The sequence below is a fragment of the Marinicellulosiphila megalodicopiae genome (genome assembly GCF_045862395.1).
GTDB classification, from domain to species: Bacteria; Pseudomonadota; Gammaproteobacteria; order Pseudomonadales; family Natronospirillaceae; genus Marinicellulosiphila; species Marinicellulosiphila megalodicopiae.
Genome location: NZ_AP023087.1, coordinates 2,222,349 through 2,241,381, shown reverse-complemented (window position 1 = coordinate 2,241,381; position 19,033 = coordinate 2,222,349). Strand labels below are relative to the sequence as shown.

The following is a 19,033-nucleotide window of genomic DNA, read 5'->3' as shown; positions in this document are numbered from 1 at the left end:
TTCTTTAATTTCTAAATATTAAGCTTTTGCTTTTGCAACAGCTTCGCGAGCTAATTGCTCAATTTTAGCCCAATCTTTTGCTTTTAAAGCATCTGCAGGTACGATCCAAGAACCACCTACACATTCAACATTATTTAATGCCAAGTAATCAGTGTAATCGGCAGATGAGATTCCGCCAGTTGGGCAAAAACGAAAAGCAGGAAAAGGACCTGAAATCGCTTTTAATAAACCTGCACCACCCACAATTGAAGCTGGGAAAAGTTTAAATTCGTTGTAACCGTATTCCGCTGCTTTCATTACTTCAGAAACCGTTGAAACAGCAGGTAAATAAGGCATGTCGATTTTTTTACCGTGCTTTAATAAAGCATCCGTTGCGCCTGGGCTAATTGCAAAATCACAACCAATTGCTTGAAGCTCATCTAACTGTTGAGTCGTAGATACAGTACCTGCACCGACAATTGCGCCTTCAACGGTTTTCATGGCTTTAATCACTTCCATTGCCGCTTCAGTACGTAAAGTCACTTCTAATACTTTAATGCCACCAGCAACTAATGCTTTAGCCAAAGGAATCGCATCTTCAACGTTTTCAATTGCTAATACAGGCATTACTGGGTAAGCCGCTTTCATTACTTCGATATTTGGGATGTAGCTCATAATTTTTCTCAATGTTTTGTTTCGACTTAAATGCTTTCATTTAAGTCGAATTAATTAGGGATGGTTTATTTGTTTTTAGCTTCTAATTCGTCGATTTCAAATTTGAAAATCGATGCACCTAGTTGCGCTTCAGAAACTTGATCGCGCATGCCGGAGAACATTTCACGACCCACACCTTGATGATAATCACCAGGTACGTATGCTTTACATGGACGAGCAGCAAATTCAGCTTCGTCCATTAATACGTTTAAGTCGCCTGTTGTCGCATCAAAACGAATCATATCGCCGTCTTGAATTTTACCTAATGGTCCGCCCTCAGATGCTTCTGGAGACATATGGATACCAGCAGGCACTTTACCTGACGCACCAGACATACGACCGTCAGTTACTAACGCAACCTTGAAGCCTTTGTCTTGTAGCACACCCATAGGTGGTGTCATTTGGTGAAGTTCAGGCATTCCGTTGGCTTTAGGGCCTTGAAAACGCATAACCGCGATAAAATCTTTATTTAACTCGCCCGCTTTGAACGCATCAACTAACGATTGTTGCGTTTCAAAAATAACGGCAGGTGCTTCAATGATTTGGTGCTCTTTAGCAACAGCTGAAATCTTAATTACACCTGTTCCTAAATTACCTTTAAGGGCTTGTAAGCCGCCTTCAGGGCTAAACGGTGCATCAACCGTACTTAATACGGTATCGTCTAATGCTTTAGTGATGCCGTCCTTCCATACAAGTTGATCACCTTCTAAGAACGGCTCTTTTAAGTATTCTTTTAATGTGTCACTTGTAATGGTCTTCACATCGTTATGCAATAAACCGTGTTCTAATAATTCACCCATTAGGTAGCTTAAGCCGCCCGCAGCGTGGAATTGGTTCACATCTGCTTGACCGTTTGGATACACTTTAGCCAATAATGGAACGGCTTTAGAGATCTCAGCAAGATCATGCCAATCGATGATGATACCTGCAGCACGAGCCATAGCGATTAAATGGATCGTTAGGTTGGTAGAACCACCTGAAACCATCAAACCGACCATGCCATTTACGAATGCTTTTTCATTTAGAATTTCAAACAATGGTTTGAAATTACCGTTTTGAGATGAATTACGAACCACTTGTTTGGCCGCTTCATCGGTTAAAGCATGACGTAAATCCGTACCTGGATTCACAAACGAAGAACCCGATAATTGAAGTCCCATGAACTCCATTAACATTTGGTTGGTATTTGCTGTGCCGTAGAACGTACAAGTACCTTCTGAATGATAAGATTCAGATTCGCAATTTAATAGCTCTTCACGACCAATTAAGCCTTGAGCGTATTCTTGACGGATACGTACTTTTTCTTTGTTTGGCAAACCAGACATCATTGGACCAGCAGGTACAAAGATGGACGGCAAATAACCAAAACGAAGTGCGCCGATCACTAAGCCCGGTACGATTTTGTCACAAATACCTAAGTACATAACGCCATCAAACATATTGTGAGATAACGAAATCGCCGTACTCATTGCAATTTGATCGCGTGAGAACAAAGACAATTCCATACCCGGCTGACCTTGAGTTACACCATCACACATAGCAGGCACGCCGCCAGCTACTTGGCCTGTACAACCAATTGAGTTTAACGTTTGCTTAATTTGTTGTGGGTATTCAGCATATGGATGGTGAGCAGACAACATATCGTTGTAAGACGTCACAATAGCTACGTTTGCTGAATTCATCATTTTGATTGTGTTTTTATCAGAGGCATTACACGCAGCAAACCCATGTGCCAAGTTGCCACAAGATAAAAAGTTACGATCTGGCGTACGCTCGATCGCTTTTTGCATATTATCTAAATACAGTTTTCTTGAAGGCGCACTACGTTCAATGATTCGATCGGTGATGCGCTGTAATTCTGGATTAATTGGCTTCATTTAAGTGTCCTAATTTAAGGCGCCCAGAATAACTGAACATCTTTTTGAGTTTGAGAAAGGATAGAAGAAATTGGAGTTACGTTGAAATCTGCAGATTGTTTCGCGCTTTCAAATACTTCTAATTTATCGTCACCTGTAATGTGAACCGCTAATAAATTACTCGCCAATATTCTTGTGCGGGTTAATGTCATACGTTCATGTGGCGCGGTTAAAGGAGTCACGTTTTGACATGCCGCTTTGTTATCTAAATCTATTGCTTTAAATAACGTCGTAGCACCCGGGAAGAACGATGCCGTATGAGAATCACCACCCATACCTAAAATAGACACACTGATGTTAGCCGAAATAACTTCATTTAAGATGGGCTCTAATGTCGCCATACCTTGTTCTGGCGTTGCATCATCGGTTTTTAGTGCTAAAAACGTGGCGTTAGCTGCTTTGTTTTTTAGCAAATTTTCACGAACTAATTTTTCATTAGAGTCAGCATGTTGGTTATCAACCCAACGTTCATCAATCAATGTCACGACTACTTTTGACCAATCGATGTCAGTGTTTGATAATTCTTCAAACAATGCTTTAGGTGTACTACCACCTGAAACTGCAATTACGGCTTTACCTGATTGCTCAATATCTTTAGATAATTGAGCAATGATACTTTTTGCTAATTGCGTTTCTAATTCTGCTTTTGAAGCGAATTTATTTTCTAGTAAGCTCATATAACCCTCTTAATCACTTTCGTGCCAGCTGCGACCATAACGTGCCACAAGTTCAAATGCAGATTGAGGCCCCCAACTACCAGCTGCATAAGAATGCGGCACACGAGAGGAAGCTTTCCACCCATCTAAAATCGCATCAGCCCAAACCCAGGCAGCCTCAACCTCTTCTCGATGAACATATAACGTTGAATTACCTGCAATCACATCATAAATCAAACGCTCATAGGCTTCAGGAACCCGGACATTTGCGTATTTATCAGGAAGTGACAAATTTAAAGTAACAGGATGAACTGGCGCCCCTGCATCTAAGCCAGGTACTTTATTCATCATCATCAATTGAATGGACTCTTCAGGTTGAAGACGGATCACTAATTTATTACCGTGCAAATTATTTCCAGGGAAAATTGAGTGAGGTATCTTTTTAAATTCGATGACAATTTCACTGTAACGCTCTGGTAGTCGCTTACCGGTTCTGATGTAAAATGGCACACCTCTCCAACGCCAGTTATGAATATCAGCGCGAATTGCAACAAAGGTCTCCGTTTCAGACTCGGCGTTTCCGCCTTCTTCTTCACGATAACCCACTACTTTTTCGCCATTGATCGACCCTTTCGTATATTGGGCACGGATCGCATTTTTCTCAACTTCATCAGGAGTCATAATTTTTAAAGATTTTAAAACCTTTAATTTTTCAGCTCGAATTGAATCCGCATCCAACGAAATAGGCACTTCCATTGCTACTAAGCATAAGAGCTGTAACATATGATTTTGCACCATATCTCGAAGCGCACCGGATTCATCGTAATAACTCCAACGCCCTTCAGCGCCTACCGCTTCCGAAATAGTAATTTGAACGTTATCAATATGAGCATTGGTCCACATCGGTTCAAATAAACTATTTGCAAATCGTAAACTCATTAAATTTTGAACGGTTTCTTTACCCAAATAATGATCAATTCGGTAAATATTTTTCTCAGGAAATAAACCAGCTACGGAGTCGTTTATGATGTAAGAAGTTTCTAATGATTTTCCAATAGGTTTTTCAAGTACCACACGAGTACAATCTTTGATTAAACCTTTAGCTTTTAGACCTTCAGATGTTGTCCCAAAAAGATCAGGAGCAGTAGATAGGTAATAAGTCGTAGTTTGTTTAGCAAAGTTTTTACCCAACGCTTTCTTTAGGTTATCAAAACTTTTTGGATTTGAAGCATCGACTGCTGTGTAATTTAGGCGTGGTTTTAAATTCTGCCAAATTTCTTCTTTAAAATCTGGGATGAATTTTTTAAGGCCTGCTAATACATTTGCTTGGTATTTTTCTTGACCAAGATCTGAGCGTGAAGCACCGATAACAATCGTGTCATCGGCCATGTGACCATCTTCAATTAATCGATAAATAGCAGGTAATAATTTACGGATCGCTAGATCGCCATTACCGCCAAAAATCACAAAGTTACATGGAATAAGTGCATCTTTGGTTGACATATAAACTCCTAAAGAGGGGAATTTTAACTGCAAAATCTTGTTTTTTTAATAAAACCCAAGAAAATCAGCCTGTAATTTTAATACAAAATACCACATTATTCGTACTGAAAGTTAATAAAATCTGTAGTTTTATTACAAACACATGGGTAAATTAGGTATTCTGTTTGTTCAACACATTAAAATTGATTATAAAATGCACAATAATTTGATTAATAAATTAGAAAAACAATTAAATGAATTAAGTAAATCAGAGAAAAAAGTAGGTGAAGCTATATTGTTCGCTCCTGAAGAAGCTATTCGCTTAAGCATTGCTTCATTAGCAAAACATGCAAATGTGAGCGAACCTACAGTCAACCGATTTTGCCGCTCTGTAGGGTGCTCTGGATTTCCAGATTTTAAATTACAATTAGCCCAATCTATTGCAACAGGAAGTGCATTTATCAGTGACATTGTAAAACCGGAAGATGACTTAACAACTTTCACTCAAAAAATATTCAATGCAAGCAGTCAAGCTATTGCCCAAGCTTCATTGGAAATTGATATCACGCAAATGGACAAAGCGATTGAAGCGATGCACAGCGCCAATAGAATAGATTTTTATGGATTGGGTGGATCAGGACCAGTTGCAAAAGATGCGGTGCATAAATTTTTTAGATTAGGTACTCCAGTATCAGAACAAACGGATATTCTAATGCAACGCATGGCGGCGGCTAGTTCATCAAAAGGCGATGTGATTGTGTTTATTTCAAATACTGGACGTACAATTTCTGTAGTGGAATGCGCAGAAATTGCCAAACAAGCTGGCGCGACGATTATATCGCTCACCCAAAAAGATTCTCCATTAGCGAAATTCACAGACATTGTGATTCATACTAACGCCATTGAAAATACAGATATTTTTACCCCAATGACGTCTAGGCTTGTACATTTAACAATATTAGACGTGTTAGCAACTGGGGTTATCAGAAAAAAAGGTAAAAAGCTTCAACAGCAATTGGCTAAAATCAAAGAATCCCTAAGCCAAACCCGATATTAACTGGACCATTTACAAACCTGATTACGTCCTGATGCTTTAGCTTGATACATAGCTTGATCCGCTTGATTAAACGCTTGGGTTTGATCGATTGATTGACTGAAGGCACACACCCCAATACTAACAGTGATATTTACAGGCTTGGACTTAAAATTAAAAGGAGTGTTTGCTATTTTATTACAAAGTGCTTTCATGGCTTTGATTGCTGGCTCCAGTTCAGTATGCGGCAAAATAATCACAAATTCTTCTCCGCCATATCGAGCAACAAAATCACTTTCTCTAATATTTTGTTTAATCTGATTTGCGATTAAGACTAACACTTTATCTCCAACTAAATGCCCATAAGAATCATTTATCTTTTTAAATAAATCGATATCCAATACCGCTATGCAACAGTCCGTTTGATAACGCTCATAACGTTTAAATTCTTGCAGATACACTTCGTCAAATTTCCCTCGATTGGGTAGTTTGGTTAATGGGTCACTTTGAGATTTTTGAATATGAATCTGCAACTGTTCCCGCATTTTTTGATTATCCCCTTCCAATTTCGTCATTTGACTCACAAGTAATTGATAATGTTCACCTTGATTATTTTGATCAACTTTATATGAGTCTGAAAATTGCATAATTTGAGTTTGCAGGTTTTGCATTTTTTGCTGAATGATCGCCTTTAATTGTTTAGGATCTTCACTACCTTGAACATCATGGTTTATTTCTTTCATTTTTTTATGCAAATTATTATAAAACACATCATGAGCTTCAAAGGAATCTTCGTGCATATTTTGACTACTTTGAATTTGCGAATGCAATTTTGATAACTGAGCATCCAAAGATTGCAAATATAATTCAAAGTCTTCTTCTAAGGCATGGTGCGAAGTTAATATTACGTCACAAATATTAGCCACATGACGCATAACTACCGGACGATCACATCCGCTGATGAGCTCTTCTCTTATATCTGCGGTTACTTTTTGATTTTTTTCATCCACCTCCATGACATCCAACACATGAAATAAATGTTCAAATAATTCATCCCATGCAAATGATTCAGACGATTGATCAGCCGTAGACTCAAACGTACTTCCAATATCAATTTGCTGTTTAATTTGTAAAAACCGATCTAACCAAGGCGCCATTTCAATTAAATAATGAAATTTATCTGGCATTTGTACTTTTAACTCTTTTAAGCTAGTGACATGGGCTTCATTCAAAGCAACATTTAACAATGCATCCAAGTCTTCGTGTAATAACTTCCCAATATGCTCAGACAAACTGTCTTTATCATGATCCAGCTCAGACATGCGTTTTTCAGCCATTATCACCTGTTGCTCAACAAGCTCAACTTCATGCTGATTGGATCTTAGATGTTTTCGTAATTGTCCAAGATAATCATCCAGCTTTGCATCTTGGCCATCTGCTATCAAACTAACATGAACCAATGCCTTTCTTAATACTTCAAATTGAGCATCTAAATGATCAGTTTGTTCCAATTGATCTAAGTACTTTTGCTTATATTGATCCACGAATAACCTCGATTTGATACGCATGCTTTACACAAAGTAAAGCTTAAGGTAAGGTTTTTGGCCAATCTATTTGGTTTAACACTTTCCATGTTTTCAATGACCTCAATTAAAGCCCGTATCTTTATCATCATTTCCTTTTTTGCATTAATCAGCATCGTTAATGCGTACATACATTTATCAAGTGTGAGTCATTCACAGACCCGTCTTGAAGCAAATAAACAACATCAACTTGACGCTTATGCCGTCGCCCATGAAATTCAAAATGAACTTCAAATTTTATCTTCTTTTAAACAACCCATATTAGTTGATCTTTCGTTGTTACCTCAATCCATAAGCAAGCTTCAACAAAAGGTTTTAGATTTAAAAGTCTACTTTGAACACAGTGTCCACGCCCATGTTATAGATACTTTTTATGATCAAAGCATTGCATTTAGTAATGCATACAAACCTTACCTTGATGAAGTTGCAACGTTAAATACTAACAACAAAGACAGCCTGTTTATCCAAATTAAAAAACAAGGTTTCGATTTAGGTTATTTAGCACACGATTTTCAGTCCCTTGAATTAATGTATATTTTAACTTGCATTAATGATGAATTAATCAACACTCAGCGCTCTGGACGCTTTATGCCAGATCATCAATCCTTACCTGAAATGACCGAAAGACTGACTTCTTTAATCAACTCAAACACCCATTATTCCAAAGACTTAGATATTAAGGTCAAAAAACTGAATACCGATTTAAATAAGAACATAGATCAATATTTAAAAACGAAAAATGGCTTAAAAGGACTCATCGAAAACGTACAAGCTTTCCACACTTTTTTGGAAAGCCACCATGTACAATCCCTTGTTGAAGATATTTATTTATTAAGAGTTTATGAAAATGAGCTACTAAATGAACACCACCTTCTGTACTTCGAAGAATCTCAAGTAACACAATTTACAAAGAATTATAATGAGATATTTCTACACATTGAACAATCAAAATTAAACGATTCAAATAAAGAGCTACTTGTTAATACTCTAAATAAATACATTAGTACCCTTGATCAAATCACCGAATTTGCAGCAAAAGCAGAAGCAAAAAAAACCGAGTTAACTCAATTACATCGGATTTTATATGATACAAATACCAAAGTATTCCAACTACTGCCCGACGTTTTTACATTGCAAAATACCGCCATCACAAAAAGCATTGAGCGTGAATCAATCATGATCGCATGTATTTATCTTTTAATAGCATTATGTATTTTTGTTGTTTTTTGGATGGCCATTAATAATCGAATGCTTATTCCATTAAAACAATTACAACGTGCCGCTAAAGAATATGGAGAGGGGAAACAAGACATAACAGTAAGCATTCGCTCAAAAGATGAACTTGGTCAATTGGCTCAAACGTTCACTGCTATGATGTTCCAATTAAATAACAAAAACTCCAAATTAGTGGACTCACTTGAATCCATCACCATTCAAGATGACAACAAACGAAATTTTGTTGCAATGATCAGCCATGAAATACGAACTCCATTAAATGGCATCATTGGAATGAGTTATCTTGCACAACAAAGTAATACCGATCTTAAAGTACAAAGTTACCTAGATAGTATTTTCAGATCATCCAATTCATTATTGGGCATCATCAATGATTTAATGGATTTTTCAAAAATTGAATCCAGTAAATTTGATATCTCTCCAATCAAAAGCGACCTAGGCCAACTTCTTGACAATGTAGGCTCAACAGTTGGCTTGTACGCTGAAGAGAAAAAATTACCGTTTTTATTTGAAATTGGCGAAAATGTACCTCGTACATTAATAATGGACAGCCAACGCTTACAACAGGTATTGATTAATTTAAGTAATAATTCCATTAAATTCACTCAATCTGGCCAAGTGGTCATTCGAATTACCGAGCTTAAAAAGTCTAAAAAAGACAAACACAAGGTTAATTTACGATTCAGTGTGATCGACACCGGACCTGGATTGACAAAAAAACAAATCGATTCAATTTTCACACCATTCAAACAAGCTGACAATTCAATAACTCGTCGATTTGGCGGTACCGGATTAGGCTTAAGTATTTCCCAAGAAATCATTCATTTAATGGATTCAAAAATTCAAATTGACAGCTTGGAAGGTAAAGGCAGTGAATTTTTCTTTGATGTCGCGCTACCTGCAATTGATAATATCCCCAGCACTCAATCAGGCACTTATTTTTTACTGACCAATGATTCGATATTATTTAAAAACATTGAAACCAATCTTTGTAAACAAGATTTATTAATTCATTCCAATAACATCAATCAAGCTCGAGAATACTTAAGTGATACGCATTTCGATTACATCATTTTTGATTGGCAATGCTTTAGTGAGAGCTTAGAAGATAGGAAATTGATAGTTGACGCCTTACAAAAAACATCTGCTACGATCATGGGGCTTTCCTATATAAAGCAATTTACAAGTTTAAAAAACTTCACACATCCGTTATTTGAAAAATACCCTAACCGCTTAATCATCAACAACAAACCATTTTTGCGATTTAATCTTACGGATCCAACATGGTCCGATCAAACTATTCAATCTGATGAATTTTACAATCAATCGCTTTATATCAAAGGCAAGGTATTGGTCGTTGAAGATGATTTAATTAACCAACAAGTTGTCACTGAATTATTAAAATCATTCGGATTAGATGTATTTGTAGCTGACAATGGTCGTGAAGCCATTACAATGGCAAACAATATTTACCCAGACGTTATATTAATGGATATCGAAATGCAGGGTATGGATGGCTATCAAACCTGCCATGAATTACGCCAAGACACTCAATTCACAAACACACCTATTATTGCACTGACTGGGCTAGATATTCGCAATACAGCCAAATACCAGCAGGTTAAGTTTACTGACACACTCGTTAAACCCCTGGATCCAACTGCCCTTCACAGATTACTTCAATCGTATTTAATGCAACAATTAAATGAGCAAAAATTAGTTAAACTCAGTAAAATGGACGACTTAGCTTTACTTACAACGTTTGATTATACATCTGGGTTAAAACGCGTTGCAGGTGAAAAGCAACTTTATATTGACTTAATAAAAGAATTCCATAGTCACTACAGCGATGCTAAATTAGTGCTTGATATGCTTATCCAAGCAAAAGATTACGAGCCTGCCTGTAAATACTGTCATCGCCTCAAAGGAGTTGCTGGCAATTTAGGCAACTCAAAACTTCAAGAAGCATTAAATAAACTGGAAGAAGAGTTAAGAAAGCATTCCCCTAAACCAGAAAGTTTGAGTGGCTTTGAGCAATGCTTCACCGAATCCATTAGTGAAATCAATTTATTTATGCAAACATTACCCAAAAAGCATGAATCTTATTCATCTAATGTGTTTGCCAGCCAAGATGAAATATTTAACGGCCTACATCGTTATATTGACAATGCTGATGGGGAAATTATTGATTATTTTAATGAATACAAAAATACATTTAAACAAATGTTAGAAAAACATGATTTTGATCAGCTTGACGATGCGATCAACCATTTTAACTTCGCCAGAGCTGCGACCATATTAAACAAAGAAGCAGAATAACTATGCCAATAAAAAAACAAGCCACGGTATTGATTGTTGATGACACCCCAGAAAACATCAAAATTTTAACGGCATTATTAAAAAACGATTACAAAACCAAAATTGCAACAAACGGCGTTGATGCTTTAAATATTGCCAAAATCTATCCTTTGCCCGATTTAATATTATTGGATATTATGATGCCTCATATGGACGGCTATGAAGTTTGCTCCAAATTAAAATCCAACCCTCAAACTGCAGACATCCCAATTATTTTCATAACAGCAAAAACGTCTATTTCCGATGAAGAAAAAGGCTTTGAATGCGGTGCGGTTGATTATATATTCAAACCAGTAAGCCCACCAATATTGCTTGCAAGGGTTAAAACTCATATGAATTTGCAGCAGACAAAAGCATTATTAAAAAGTGAAAATTACTCTTTACATGGATCATTGCAAGAACAAAAGTTACATAAAGAAACATTAGAAGATGTGGCAATGATTGCCATGGGCGCATTAGCAGAATCACGAGACCCCGAAACAGGCAATCATATTTTTAGAACCCAGTATTATGTGAAAGCTTTAGCGATACAATTGAAAGACCACCCAAAATTCAGAAACTTTTTAACTGAAGAAATGATCGGTTTGTTATTCAAAACCGCACCATTACATGACATAGGAAAAGTTGGCATTCCCGATGACATTTTATTAAAACCGGGAAGATTAACCGAAGCTGAATTTGAAGTAATGAAGCAACACCCCTCCTTTGGTTACCAAGCTTTACAAAGAGCCATGGATCAATCAAGCCATAAAGAACTATTTTTAGAAGTGGCCTGTGATATTGCCTATGGACATCATGAAAAATGGGATGGTTCTGGTTACCCTCAAGCACTTGTTGGCGATGACATTCCCATCCCCGCACGTTTGATGGCACTAGCGGATGTGTTTGATGCACTGATCAGTGAGCGCGTTTACAAACCTGCTTTTGATTTTGAAACCACTGACCAGCTGATTTTAGATGGTAAAGGCACGCATTTTGACCCCGATATTGTCGAAGCGTATTGCCAGATCAAACACGTCTTTTTAGAAATTTATGACGAATATCGTGATTAAACACACTGCCCTGTTAATTACAAAAATTAACATTATAACTAAAAGTCCCTTGACGCTATGGCTTAACGATTGAAGTGTTCCTTTGATTAATAAGCCACAAACACCCCCGTTTTTATGCAGTTTTTAAACCCCAAATCAAATCAATTTTCAACTTGCCTGCCCAGCTTTCCATTTTATTTAAATATCAACCCTGCGTGTCTTGATAGATTTAGTTGTTATTGCTATAAAAGTATTTTACAAATTGAATTATTTTAAACTGCATATTTGGAAAATTTTCTTGTAAAACATTATCTATATCAAAATAACCCAATTTCGATTTTTCTTTAAAATAATCACTTAAAGGTTTCTCTTGATCAAAATTACCAAATGCATCAATTGAATCATCAACCAAATAATAAATCACCGAGTCTTTTGGTAATTTATTTAACGCATTAGTAGTTTCAATCATCCATTCTTGAACATAGTCATCAAACTCTTCTAACGATAACTTTTCATCCTTTTTTAATTCAATAACAATCTCATTACCTTCGTATATTTTATCAATGTAATAATCTATAAATTCACAGTCCCATTTTTTACCTAACAGTTCTTCAATGTCTTCTTTTAATAATACAAACAGATTTTGATTTTTTAGCATTTTATTTTCTTGAATTCTTTTTTCAAATTCTTGTATTGCTTCGTCAATGGGGTATTCTAAATCGCCACCATCAATTCTGGCCATATAACTGGTCTTTTCATAGTGCTTTTCCAAAACTGAAAATTTTTCATTTTTTGATAATGAAGTATTTATTAAAAATTGGTGATAATCTAAACTGCGACAATATGAATTGGATATTAATTGATAATCTGATTTAGTTGGAATCGGATTTAATTTATTTCCTCCTCTTTTTTGATATACATAATCTAAATTAACTACTGTTAATTTCACTTCATAATAATGCATATCTGAGTAATTTTTGGGGGTATCATAGACAAGTTCTACCTTCCTTATTCCTAAGGTAATTTCCATATTATCTTTTTTTAGCTCTACAATAGCTCCACCTTGCATAGGTCTTGGAAATGCATTATCCAGAATAATTTTAGCTTTATTTTTATTAACTAAACCCATTCCCTCATTAATTATATAACCATTTATCTCTAATTGTTCAACTATTAGCAATGCATTATTATATGCATTATCATAATTAGGGAATAATGGACGATCAGTAAATCTATAAATATACACAATTCCATCTTGTTCATATACCTCTAGACGCCTTGTATATTTTGTTGTTATTTCAAAATCACTATTTAAATCCTTAAAATGTACTTTACCAATACCTGACACACCATAATCCGATTCACTCCAAGGATTAATATGTGCCCTGTCTGCTAGGCTTTTGCTCACTAAATTTGCATCTGCTCCAATTTTTAAAGAAAAGGGAATAACCACTTTTTCATGTTTTTGCTCATTCGAGCAACTACTGAAGGATATTAATATCCAAAAAGTTAAAAAAGTGGTTATATTCATAATATTACTCATTTATTTTAAGATTATTTAATATATTGTTATTATTGGGGATTGAAAAATCAAAATTCGTTATGTTTTTGGTATCTGTACTAAATAAATTAGCCCTATTGTAGGATAAAGTTAAACCATAATGGTGTGTTCTAATATCTCGAATTCCATTTTCTGAGGTATACACATCCATTGATGTATCAATAGCCCCTTGAATATACTCCCACCTTTGTTCAAATACGCCTAAATTCTCATGATCTGAGCTATGCACTTTGCCATTAGGGTTATTTGAGAATACATTTAATTCCGTCATATCTGGATAAAAAGATGTAAAGTGGTTATTACTTGCTTCAATAACCCAACTTTGACATACATATTAATCAAAACCTAGACATTTAAAAATACATTAATTCCAATTGATGAAAACTTTTTTGAAATAATGAATTTTTCTGAAATAGCTCTATGATTTCTATCTAAAAGCCCATACTTGGCTCTTTTCAAATCGTGTGAATACCTATCATGAATGATATGGAATTTTAATTGATGGGTTTAGTTTATTAAATGTATTTATTTTCCAAAATAAAACAAGCTATTCGAATAACCCAATGCCCGTGTTCGGTTAAAGTCTTTCATTTTTGATACAAGACTCATTGTCGTCCCTACTATTCCTTTAAAACTGGATTCGAAATTTTGAGCAATGTGCAACCATTGATCCTGTTCAATATTCAGTCTCTGCAATATATTTGGCAATGATTGATCAATGTTTCCGCGTTTGTTTTTTCTAACTTGTCTACCTGTCCAATCGACTAATTCCAAATAATTGGTTAACGTAAATGGAATGCCTTTTGGCATATTCTCTCTTGGTTTTCCTGCAAAATTTAAAAGTGAATTTTCTTGTTGATCCAATCTATTGGGGACTTTTGATTGTTTTGCTTTTTCTGCTCGTTTTTTAATACTTGTGTGATTTGATTTTTCAGGTGTATCGGCCATTTGTGCACGAATCGGATTTAAATCCACATAGGCCATACAAGCCAATAACGCCTTTTCGTCTAATAATGCTTGTGATTTAAAACGACCTTCCCAGAACTTGCCCGTGCATTTATCTTCTGCATTCGCCATTCTAGCAAGGGGTTCGTTGATGTTTTTTACAAACCCAAACCTACAAAGACAGACTGATTAAAGACTACTCGATATTAATAAATAATATTCTCAAAGTTAATCAAAAATCATCTATAAACTCAACGCATTTATGGACAAAATATTTGAAAGTTCTAAACGAGCGTAGAAAATATTACGAGCGGGTGTCCTTAGTTGGTCGTTACGAGTGGGTATCCTTAGTTGGTCGGTCTTACATGTCAAATGTAAAGCCTGCCCACTAGTGCCTTAGTTAGTTTTTATTAGCCTAGCTATCACAAGGGTTTCAGGCTTATCTTGTGTGTCTGAATAAGCTATTTTAATATTGATGTAACTTCAGCTCAACTTATGTTCAATGACGCACCGATATTTAATAGTCCACAAGATTCAAATTTAGATAATATTTATGTACTCACCATTGCAGCAAGTGATGGGTTTAGTTCTATTTCAAATGTATTAACAATTATTATATTGCCTTATAATACTAGGCATTATATTAGCGAACAATTTTATACCCAACGACATTACACTCAACTACTTTCTCTAAAAATCCACCCAAGGAATACAATGAAAAATATTGACAAGACTTTTTATCTTCTATCTTTACTCTTCCCTCTTTTGCTATTACCAGCCTGCGATATATCAACCAAAAGCGCTGAAAACGATACTGAAATAGTCAACACGTACACCCAATCAAGTACAGATATAATTATTGATACACAAATTGACGATTTGAAATTCAGCTCTATTACTGACGCTCCTTTAAATACCTTAATTGAATCAAATATACTAACAATATCTGGAATTAACGAGCCAACAAATATCAGCATTACTGGAGGGGAATATAAAATCAACGCAAATGCTTATTCTTCCTCAAATTCAACCGTTCAAAACGGTGACATAATCCAATTTAGACTGTTAACGCATAATGTTTGGGGAAAAGAACATATTTCGACAGTTATTATTGGATCGAAATCATTCGATTTTATAGTTCTAACCCATTTACAAGATATCTCACCACAAGACTTTCAATTTACACCTGTAAATGATGCAAATACCGAAACTATTTATGAATCAAATACCATTGTTGTTTCAGAAATCACGGGCAGTGTTTCAATAAATATATCTGGTGGCGAATATAAAGTTAATAACGGGAATTTTTTATCGGAACAAAGTTTTATAGAAAACGGTCAATCAATCACATTACGGGGAATTAGCTCTCAATTCTATTCAGTAACATCAACAATTGAAGTAGTAATAGGTGATAAGTCCGCAACCTATTTAATAACTACAAAGCAGGATTCTATACCTATTGAATCCGACTTAGATAATGATGGCATTCCAGATGATCTAGATGCATTCCCAAACGATCCAACTGAATGGATCGACACAGATGGTGATGGGTATGGTGATAATTCAGATTTGGATGCTGATGGAAACGGAATACTAGATTCAGAAGAAATATCGTCCCCTCCAACTTGGGAAGAACCCGTCATTTATACAGATTTGAATTCAATTAATGTACGAGTAAAAGACATAATACAACAAGTAGATATGGATAATGATGGCGATATTGACTTAGTAACCGTTTCATATTTAGATAATTCTCTTGAATGGCACGAAAATAATGGTACGAATACTTTTGATACCCATAGAATTTACAATCAAGATTTACTCATTAATTCTGTAACAATAACGGACATTGACGGTGATAATGATCAAGATATCATTGGTATTTCAAGGGTGCAGGGAGAAATCATATTATTTGAAAACAACTCTGAACAAATATTTACTCAGCATATTATTGATAACACAGAATCAAATTATATAATTGCAGTTGATTTAGATAATGACAAACATATGGATTTTGTGACTTGGGAAACATCACGAAGTGGAACATCGGCAAAATGGTATAAAAATGATGGGGCTCAACAATTTTCCAGTCAAAATATTTTTAGTGGATTTGCTAACCTTAAATTAATTTCGGTTATAGATATTGATAAAGACGATGATTTAGATTTTTTAATTAGCAGTAGCAGGTGGATGGAAAATAATGGTGATCAAACTTTCACTACTCGAAACATAGCAAATCAACTTGCAAGTGATACAGTAATTGGAATTGATTTAGACAAGGATGATGATATTGATCTTGTTTCAATTTCGTATTCAGATGACAGAGTTGCCTGGCATGAAAATGACGGTGCACAAAATTTCACTCAACATACCATTTCAACAAATGAAGACGGTGTAGTGGATTTACAGGTATTTGATTTTGATAGTGATGGCGATTTAGATTTATTAACGGCTTCTAAACTAGATAATAAAATTTCATGGTTTGAAAACAAAAACCAAGCATTCATTAATCATGAAATTATTAAAGACCTTAGTTATTTAGACTTCTTATTAGCCACTGATATTGATAACGATGGCGATCATGACATTTTAATTTCAAATAGTGACAATCATATAATTTGGTATGATTTTATTGGTTATGATTACAAAGTAATTGAAGGAGATTTATATGTCACAACAATTAAAGCGACGGATATTGACTCCAATCATTTAACGTATCAAATCAAAGACGAATTAGATTCACAATTATTCGAGATCCATCCAGCAACTGGTGAGCTTAAGTTTAAATTTGCTTCCACATTAAACGACTCCCTTGTTGCATCACAAAATACATATACCTTAAACGTGTCTGCAAGCGATGAAGATACAACCATATATAAAACTGTCAAAGTCATTATATTACCAAATGATCAAGATGATGATAATGACGGAATACTGGATACATTAGATGATTTTCCATTAGATTCGAAACAGTGGTTAGATTCAGATGGCGATGGTATTGGTAATAACATAGATACCGATGACGATAACGATTCAATATTAGATATTAATGATAATGCACCCATAAATTCAAATAGTTCTCAAGCGCCTTTTTGGAATACTCAAGAGCAAGAAAACACCATAGTGCATATTACATCTACCACAGATGGGTATTTATCATTAGCCTCAAGTGACATTGACGGTGATGGCGATATGGATTTATTAACCAACTCAACCGAATTAAGACAACTTGTATTATTTGAAAACAATGGCAATGAGTTTTTTAATGAAAGTTATATTAACAAAGATAATGCTGGTAGCCTTGAGGCTACTGAGATAATTGTTCAAGATATAAATAATGATGAGCAATTAGACGTCATTACACTATCCGCAGATAATAGCAGAATCACGGTTTTCTCAAAGATAACGTCTAGTTTATTTTACCCTTATACGATCTCTTTATTTGATGAAGATGCATTTGATATTGAATTAGTTGATTTGGATAATGATGGAGATATAGATATTATTTCATCCACAGAAAACGATAATGTGGTTTGGTATGAAAACATTGGTTCATTCAGTTTTATAGAACATCAAATTTCTTCAACGTTCAATAGTTTTTCTAAAATAAATAATGTGAAATCAATTAAATCTGGAGATTTAGATGCAGACGGTGATATAGATATTTTATTTACATCCGAGCTTCGCAATACAATATATTTATTAGAAAATATGGGAGATCAAATTTTCAGGCAAGTATTAATTACTACAACCGTACAAGGCGTTAATTCAATTGAAATATCTGATATAGATAAAGATGGGGATTTAGATTTTTTCTCCGCCTCTTCAAAGGATAATACAGTAGCGTGGTATGAAAATAGTGGAAATCTTATTTTTAGCAAACATGTTATTTCCGACGCGCTGAACGGAGTTTATTTTATTGATGCTGTTGATATAGACCATGATGGTGATGACGATGTTTTGGTAAATTTAGACTCAAACACAATCACATTTATATGGCTTGAAAATTTAGCTAATAAAACTTTTCATACCCACACAGTTAACCAAAGCTCGACGGGTGCAGACTTAATTATTGCATCGGATATCAACTCAGATGGAGATATTGATATTTTGTCAGTTTCACAAAACGATGAGTCTATTAGCTGGCATAAACTCACCGACAAACGTTATCAAATAATTGAAGGTGAGCGATCGGTAGCTACTGAGCTGGCAACGGATACAGATGGGAATATTATCACTTATCTAATTACAGGTGGACCAGACGCTCCGTTATTTAATATAGACTCGCAAAGTGGTGAAATAACGTTCAAAATCGCGCCTAGTTATGATGATCCACAAGACTTTAACAGTGATAATATCTATTCAATTACTATTAGCGCAAATGATGGCTATTCAAACTCAATTAATAGAATGATTGAAATTGAAGTTCAAACTCTTTGAGTTTGGAGATAGAATAATATTTAAATTTTAGTTAATAACATAAGTTATTATTCAATTGAAAATACACAATAAAAGCCCTGTTACATACAGGGCTAGTAC

Annotated in this window: 12 protein-coding genes; 4 read left to right on the top strand and 8 right to left on the bottom strand. The window is 35.1% G+C overall.

Annotated elements, in window-relative coordinates; genetic code table 11:
* Positions 1 to 18: 18 nt before the first annotated feature.
* From TYM08_RS09395 to zwf, 4 genes are all read right to left on the bottom strand, one after another.
* The gene (locus TYM08_RS09395; protein ID WP_422382716.1) at positions 19 to 654 is read right to left on the bottom strand and encodes a bifunctional 4-hydroxy-2-oxoglutarate aldolase/2-dehydro-3-deoxy-phosphogluconate aldolase; all 636 of its coding nucleotides are present in this window, start codon (positions 652 to 654) and stop codon (positions 19 to 21) included.
* A gap of 65 nt (positions 655 to 719) precedes the next feature.
* Positions 720 to 2,570 (bottom strand): phosphogluconate dehydratase, encoded by a 1,851-nt coding sequence (gene edd / locus TYM08_RS09390; protein ID WP_422382715.1) that lies wholly within the window; start codon positions 2,568 to 2,570, stop codon positions 720 to 722.
* Between the two features lie 14 nt (positions 2,571 to 2,584).
* Positions 2,585 to 3,286 (bottom strand): 6-phosphogluconolactonase, encoded by a 702-nt coding sequence (gene pgl, locus TYM08_RS09385; protein WP_422382714.1) that lies wholly within the window; start codon positions 3,284 to 3,286, stop codon positions 2,585 to 2,587.
* A gap of 9 nt (positions 3,287 to 3,295) precedes the next feature.
* Entirely contained in the window at positions 3,296 to 4,768 is a 1,473-nt protein-coding gene (gene zwf, locus TYM08_RS09380; RefSeq protein ID WP_422382713.1) for a glucose-6-phosphate dehydrogenase, read from the bottom strand.
* A gap of 193 nt (positions 4,769 to 4,961) precedes the next feature.
* On the opposite strand from zwf, the gene hexR reads away from it, so the two are divergent.
* A complete protein-coding gene (gene hexR, locus TYM08_RS09375) occupies positions 4,962 to 5,804 on the top strand; it encodes a transcriptional regulator HexR (protein ID WP_422382712.1) in 843 nt (280 codons plus the stop codon).
* On the opposite strand, the gene TYM08_RS09370 is transcribed toward hexR, so the two are convergent.
* Positions 5,801 to 7,348, bottom strand: a complete 1,548-nt coding sequence (locus TYM08_RS09370) for a GGDEF domain-containing protein (RefSeq protein ID WP_422382711.1) — start codon at positions 7,346 to 7,348, stop codon at positions 5,801 to 5,803. The genes hexR and TYM08_RS09370 overlap by 4 nt on opposite strands.
* Before the next feature lie 33 nt (positions 7,349 to 7,381).
* Here TYM08_RS09370 and TYM08_RS09365 point away from each other — a divergent pair, with 33 nt between their 5' ends.
* The gene (locus TYM08_RS09365; RefSeq protein WP_422382710.1) at positions 7,382 to 10,918 is read left to right on the top strand and encodes an ATP-binding protein; all 3,537 of its coding nucleotides are present in this window, start codon (positions 7,382 to 7,384) and stop codon (positions 10,916 to 10,918) included.
* A gap of 2 nt (positions 10,919 to 10,920) precedes the next feature.
* Positions 10,921 to 12,009, top strand: a complete 1,089-nt coding sequence (locus tag TYM08_RS09360; protein WP_422382709.1) for a response regulator — start codon at positions 10,921 to 10,923, stop codon at positions 12,007 to 12,009.
* Positions 12,010 to 12,217: 208 nt separating this feature from the next.
* Here TYM08_RS09360 and TYM08_RS09355 read toward each other — a convergent pair whose 3' ends face one another.
* The 3 genes from TYM08_RS09355 to TYM08_RS09345 all read right to left on the bottom strand — a co-directional run bounded on the left by TYM08_RS09355 (position 12,218) and on the right by TYM08_RS09345 (position 14,626).
* On the bottom strand, positions 12,218 to 13,519 hold the full coding sequence (locus TYM08_RS09355; RefSeq protein ID WP_422382708.1) for a hypothetical protein: 1,302 nt from the start codon (positions 13,517 to 13,519) through the stop codon (positions 12,218 to 12,220).
* A gap of 4 nt (positions 13,520 to 13,523) precedes the next feature.
* Entirely contained in the window at positions 13,524 to 13,820 is a 297-nt protein-coding gene (locus TYM08_RS09350) for a hypothetical protein (protein ID WP_422382707.1), read from the bottom strand.
* A 254-nt stretch (positions 13,821 to 14,074) separates the two neighbouring features.
* Positions 14,075 to 14,626 carry a hypothetical protein gene (locus tag TYM08_RS09345; RefSeq protein ID WP_422382706.1) on the bottom strand — a complete coding sequence of 184 codons (552 nt, stop codon included), beginning with the start codon at positions 14,624 to 14,626 and terminating at the stop codon, positions 14,075 to 14,077.
* A 363-nt stretch (positions 14,627 to 14,989) separates the two neighbouring features.
* Between TYM08_RS09345 and TYM08_RS09340 the strand changes: the two genes are divergently transcribed.
* A complete protein-coding gene (locus TYM08_RS09340) occupies positions 14,990 to 18,934 on the top strand; it encodes an FG-GAP-like repeat-containing protein (RefSeq protein WP_422382705.1) in 3,945 nt (1,314 codons plus the stop codon).
* The last annotated feature ends 99 nt before the right edge of the window (positions 18,935 to 19,033 follow it).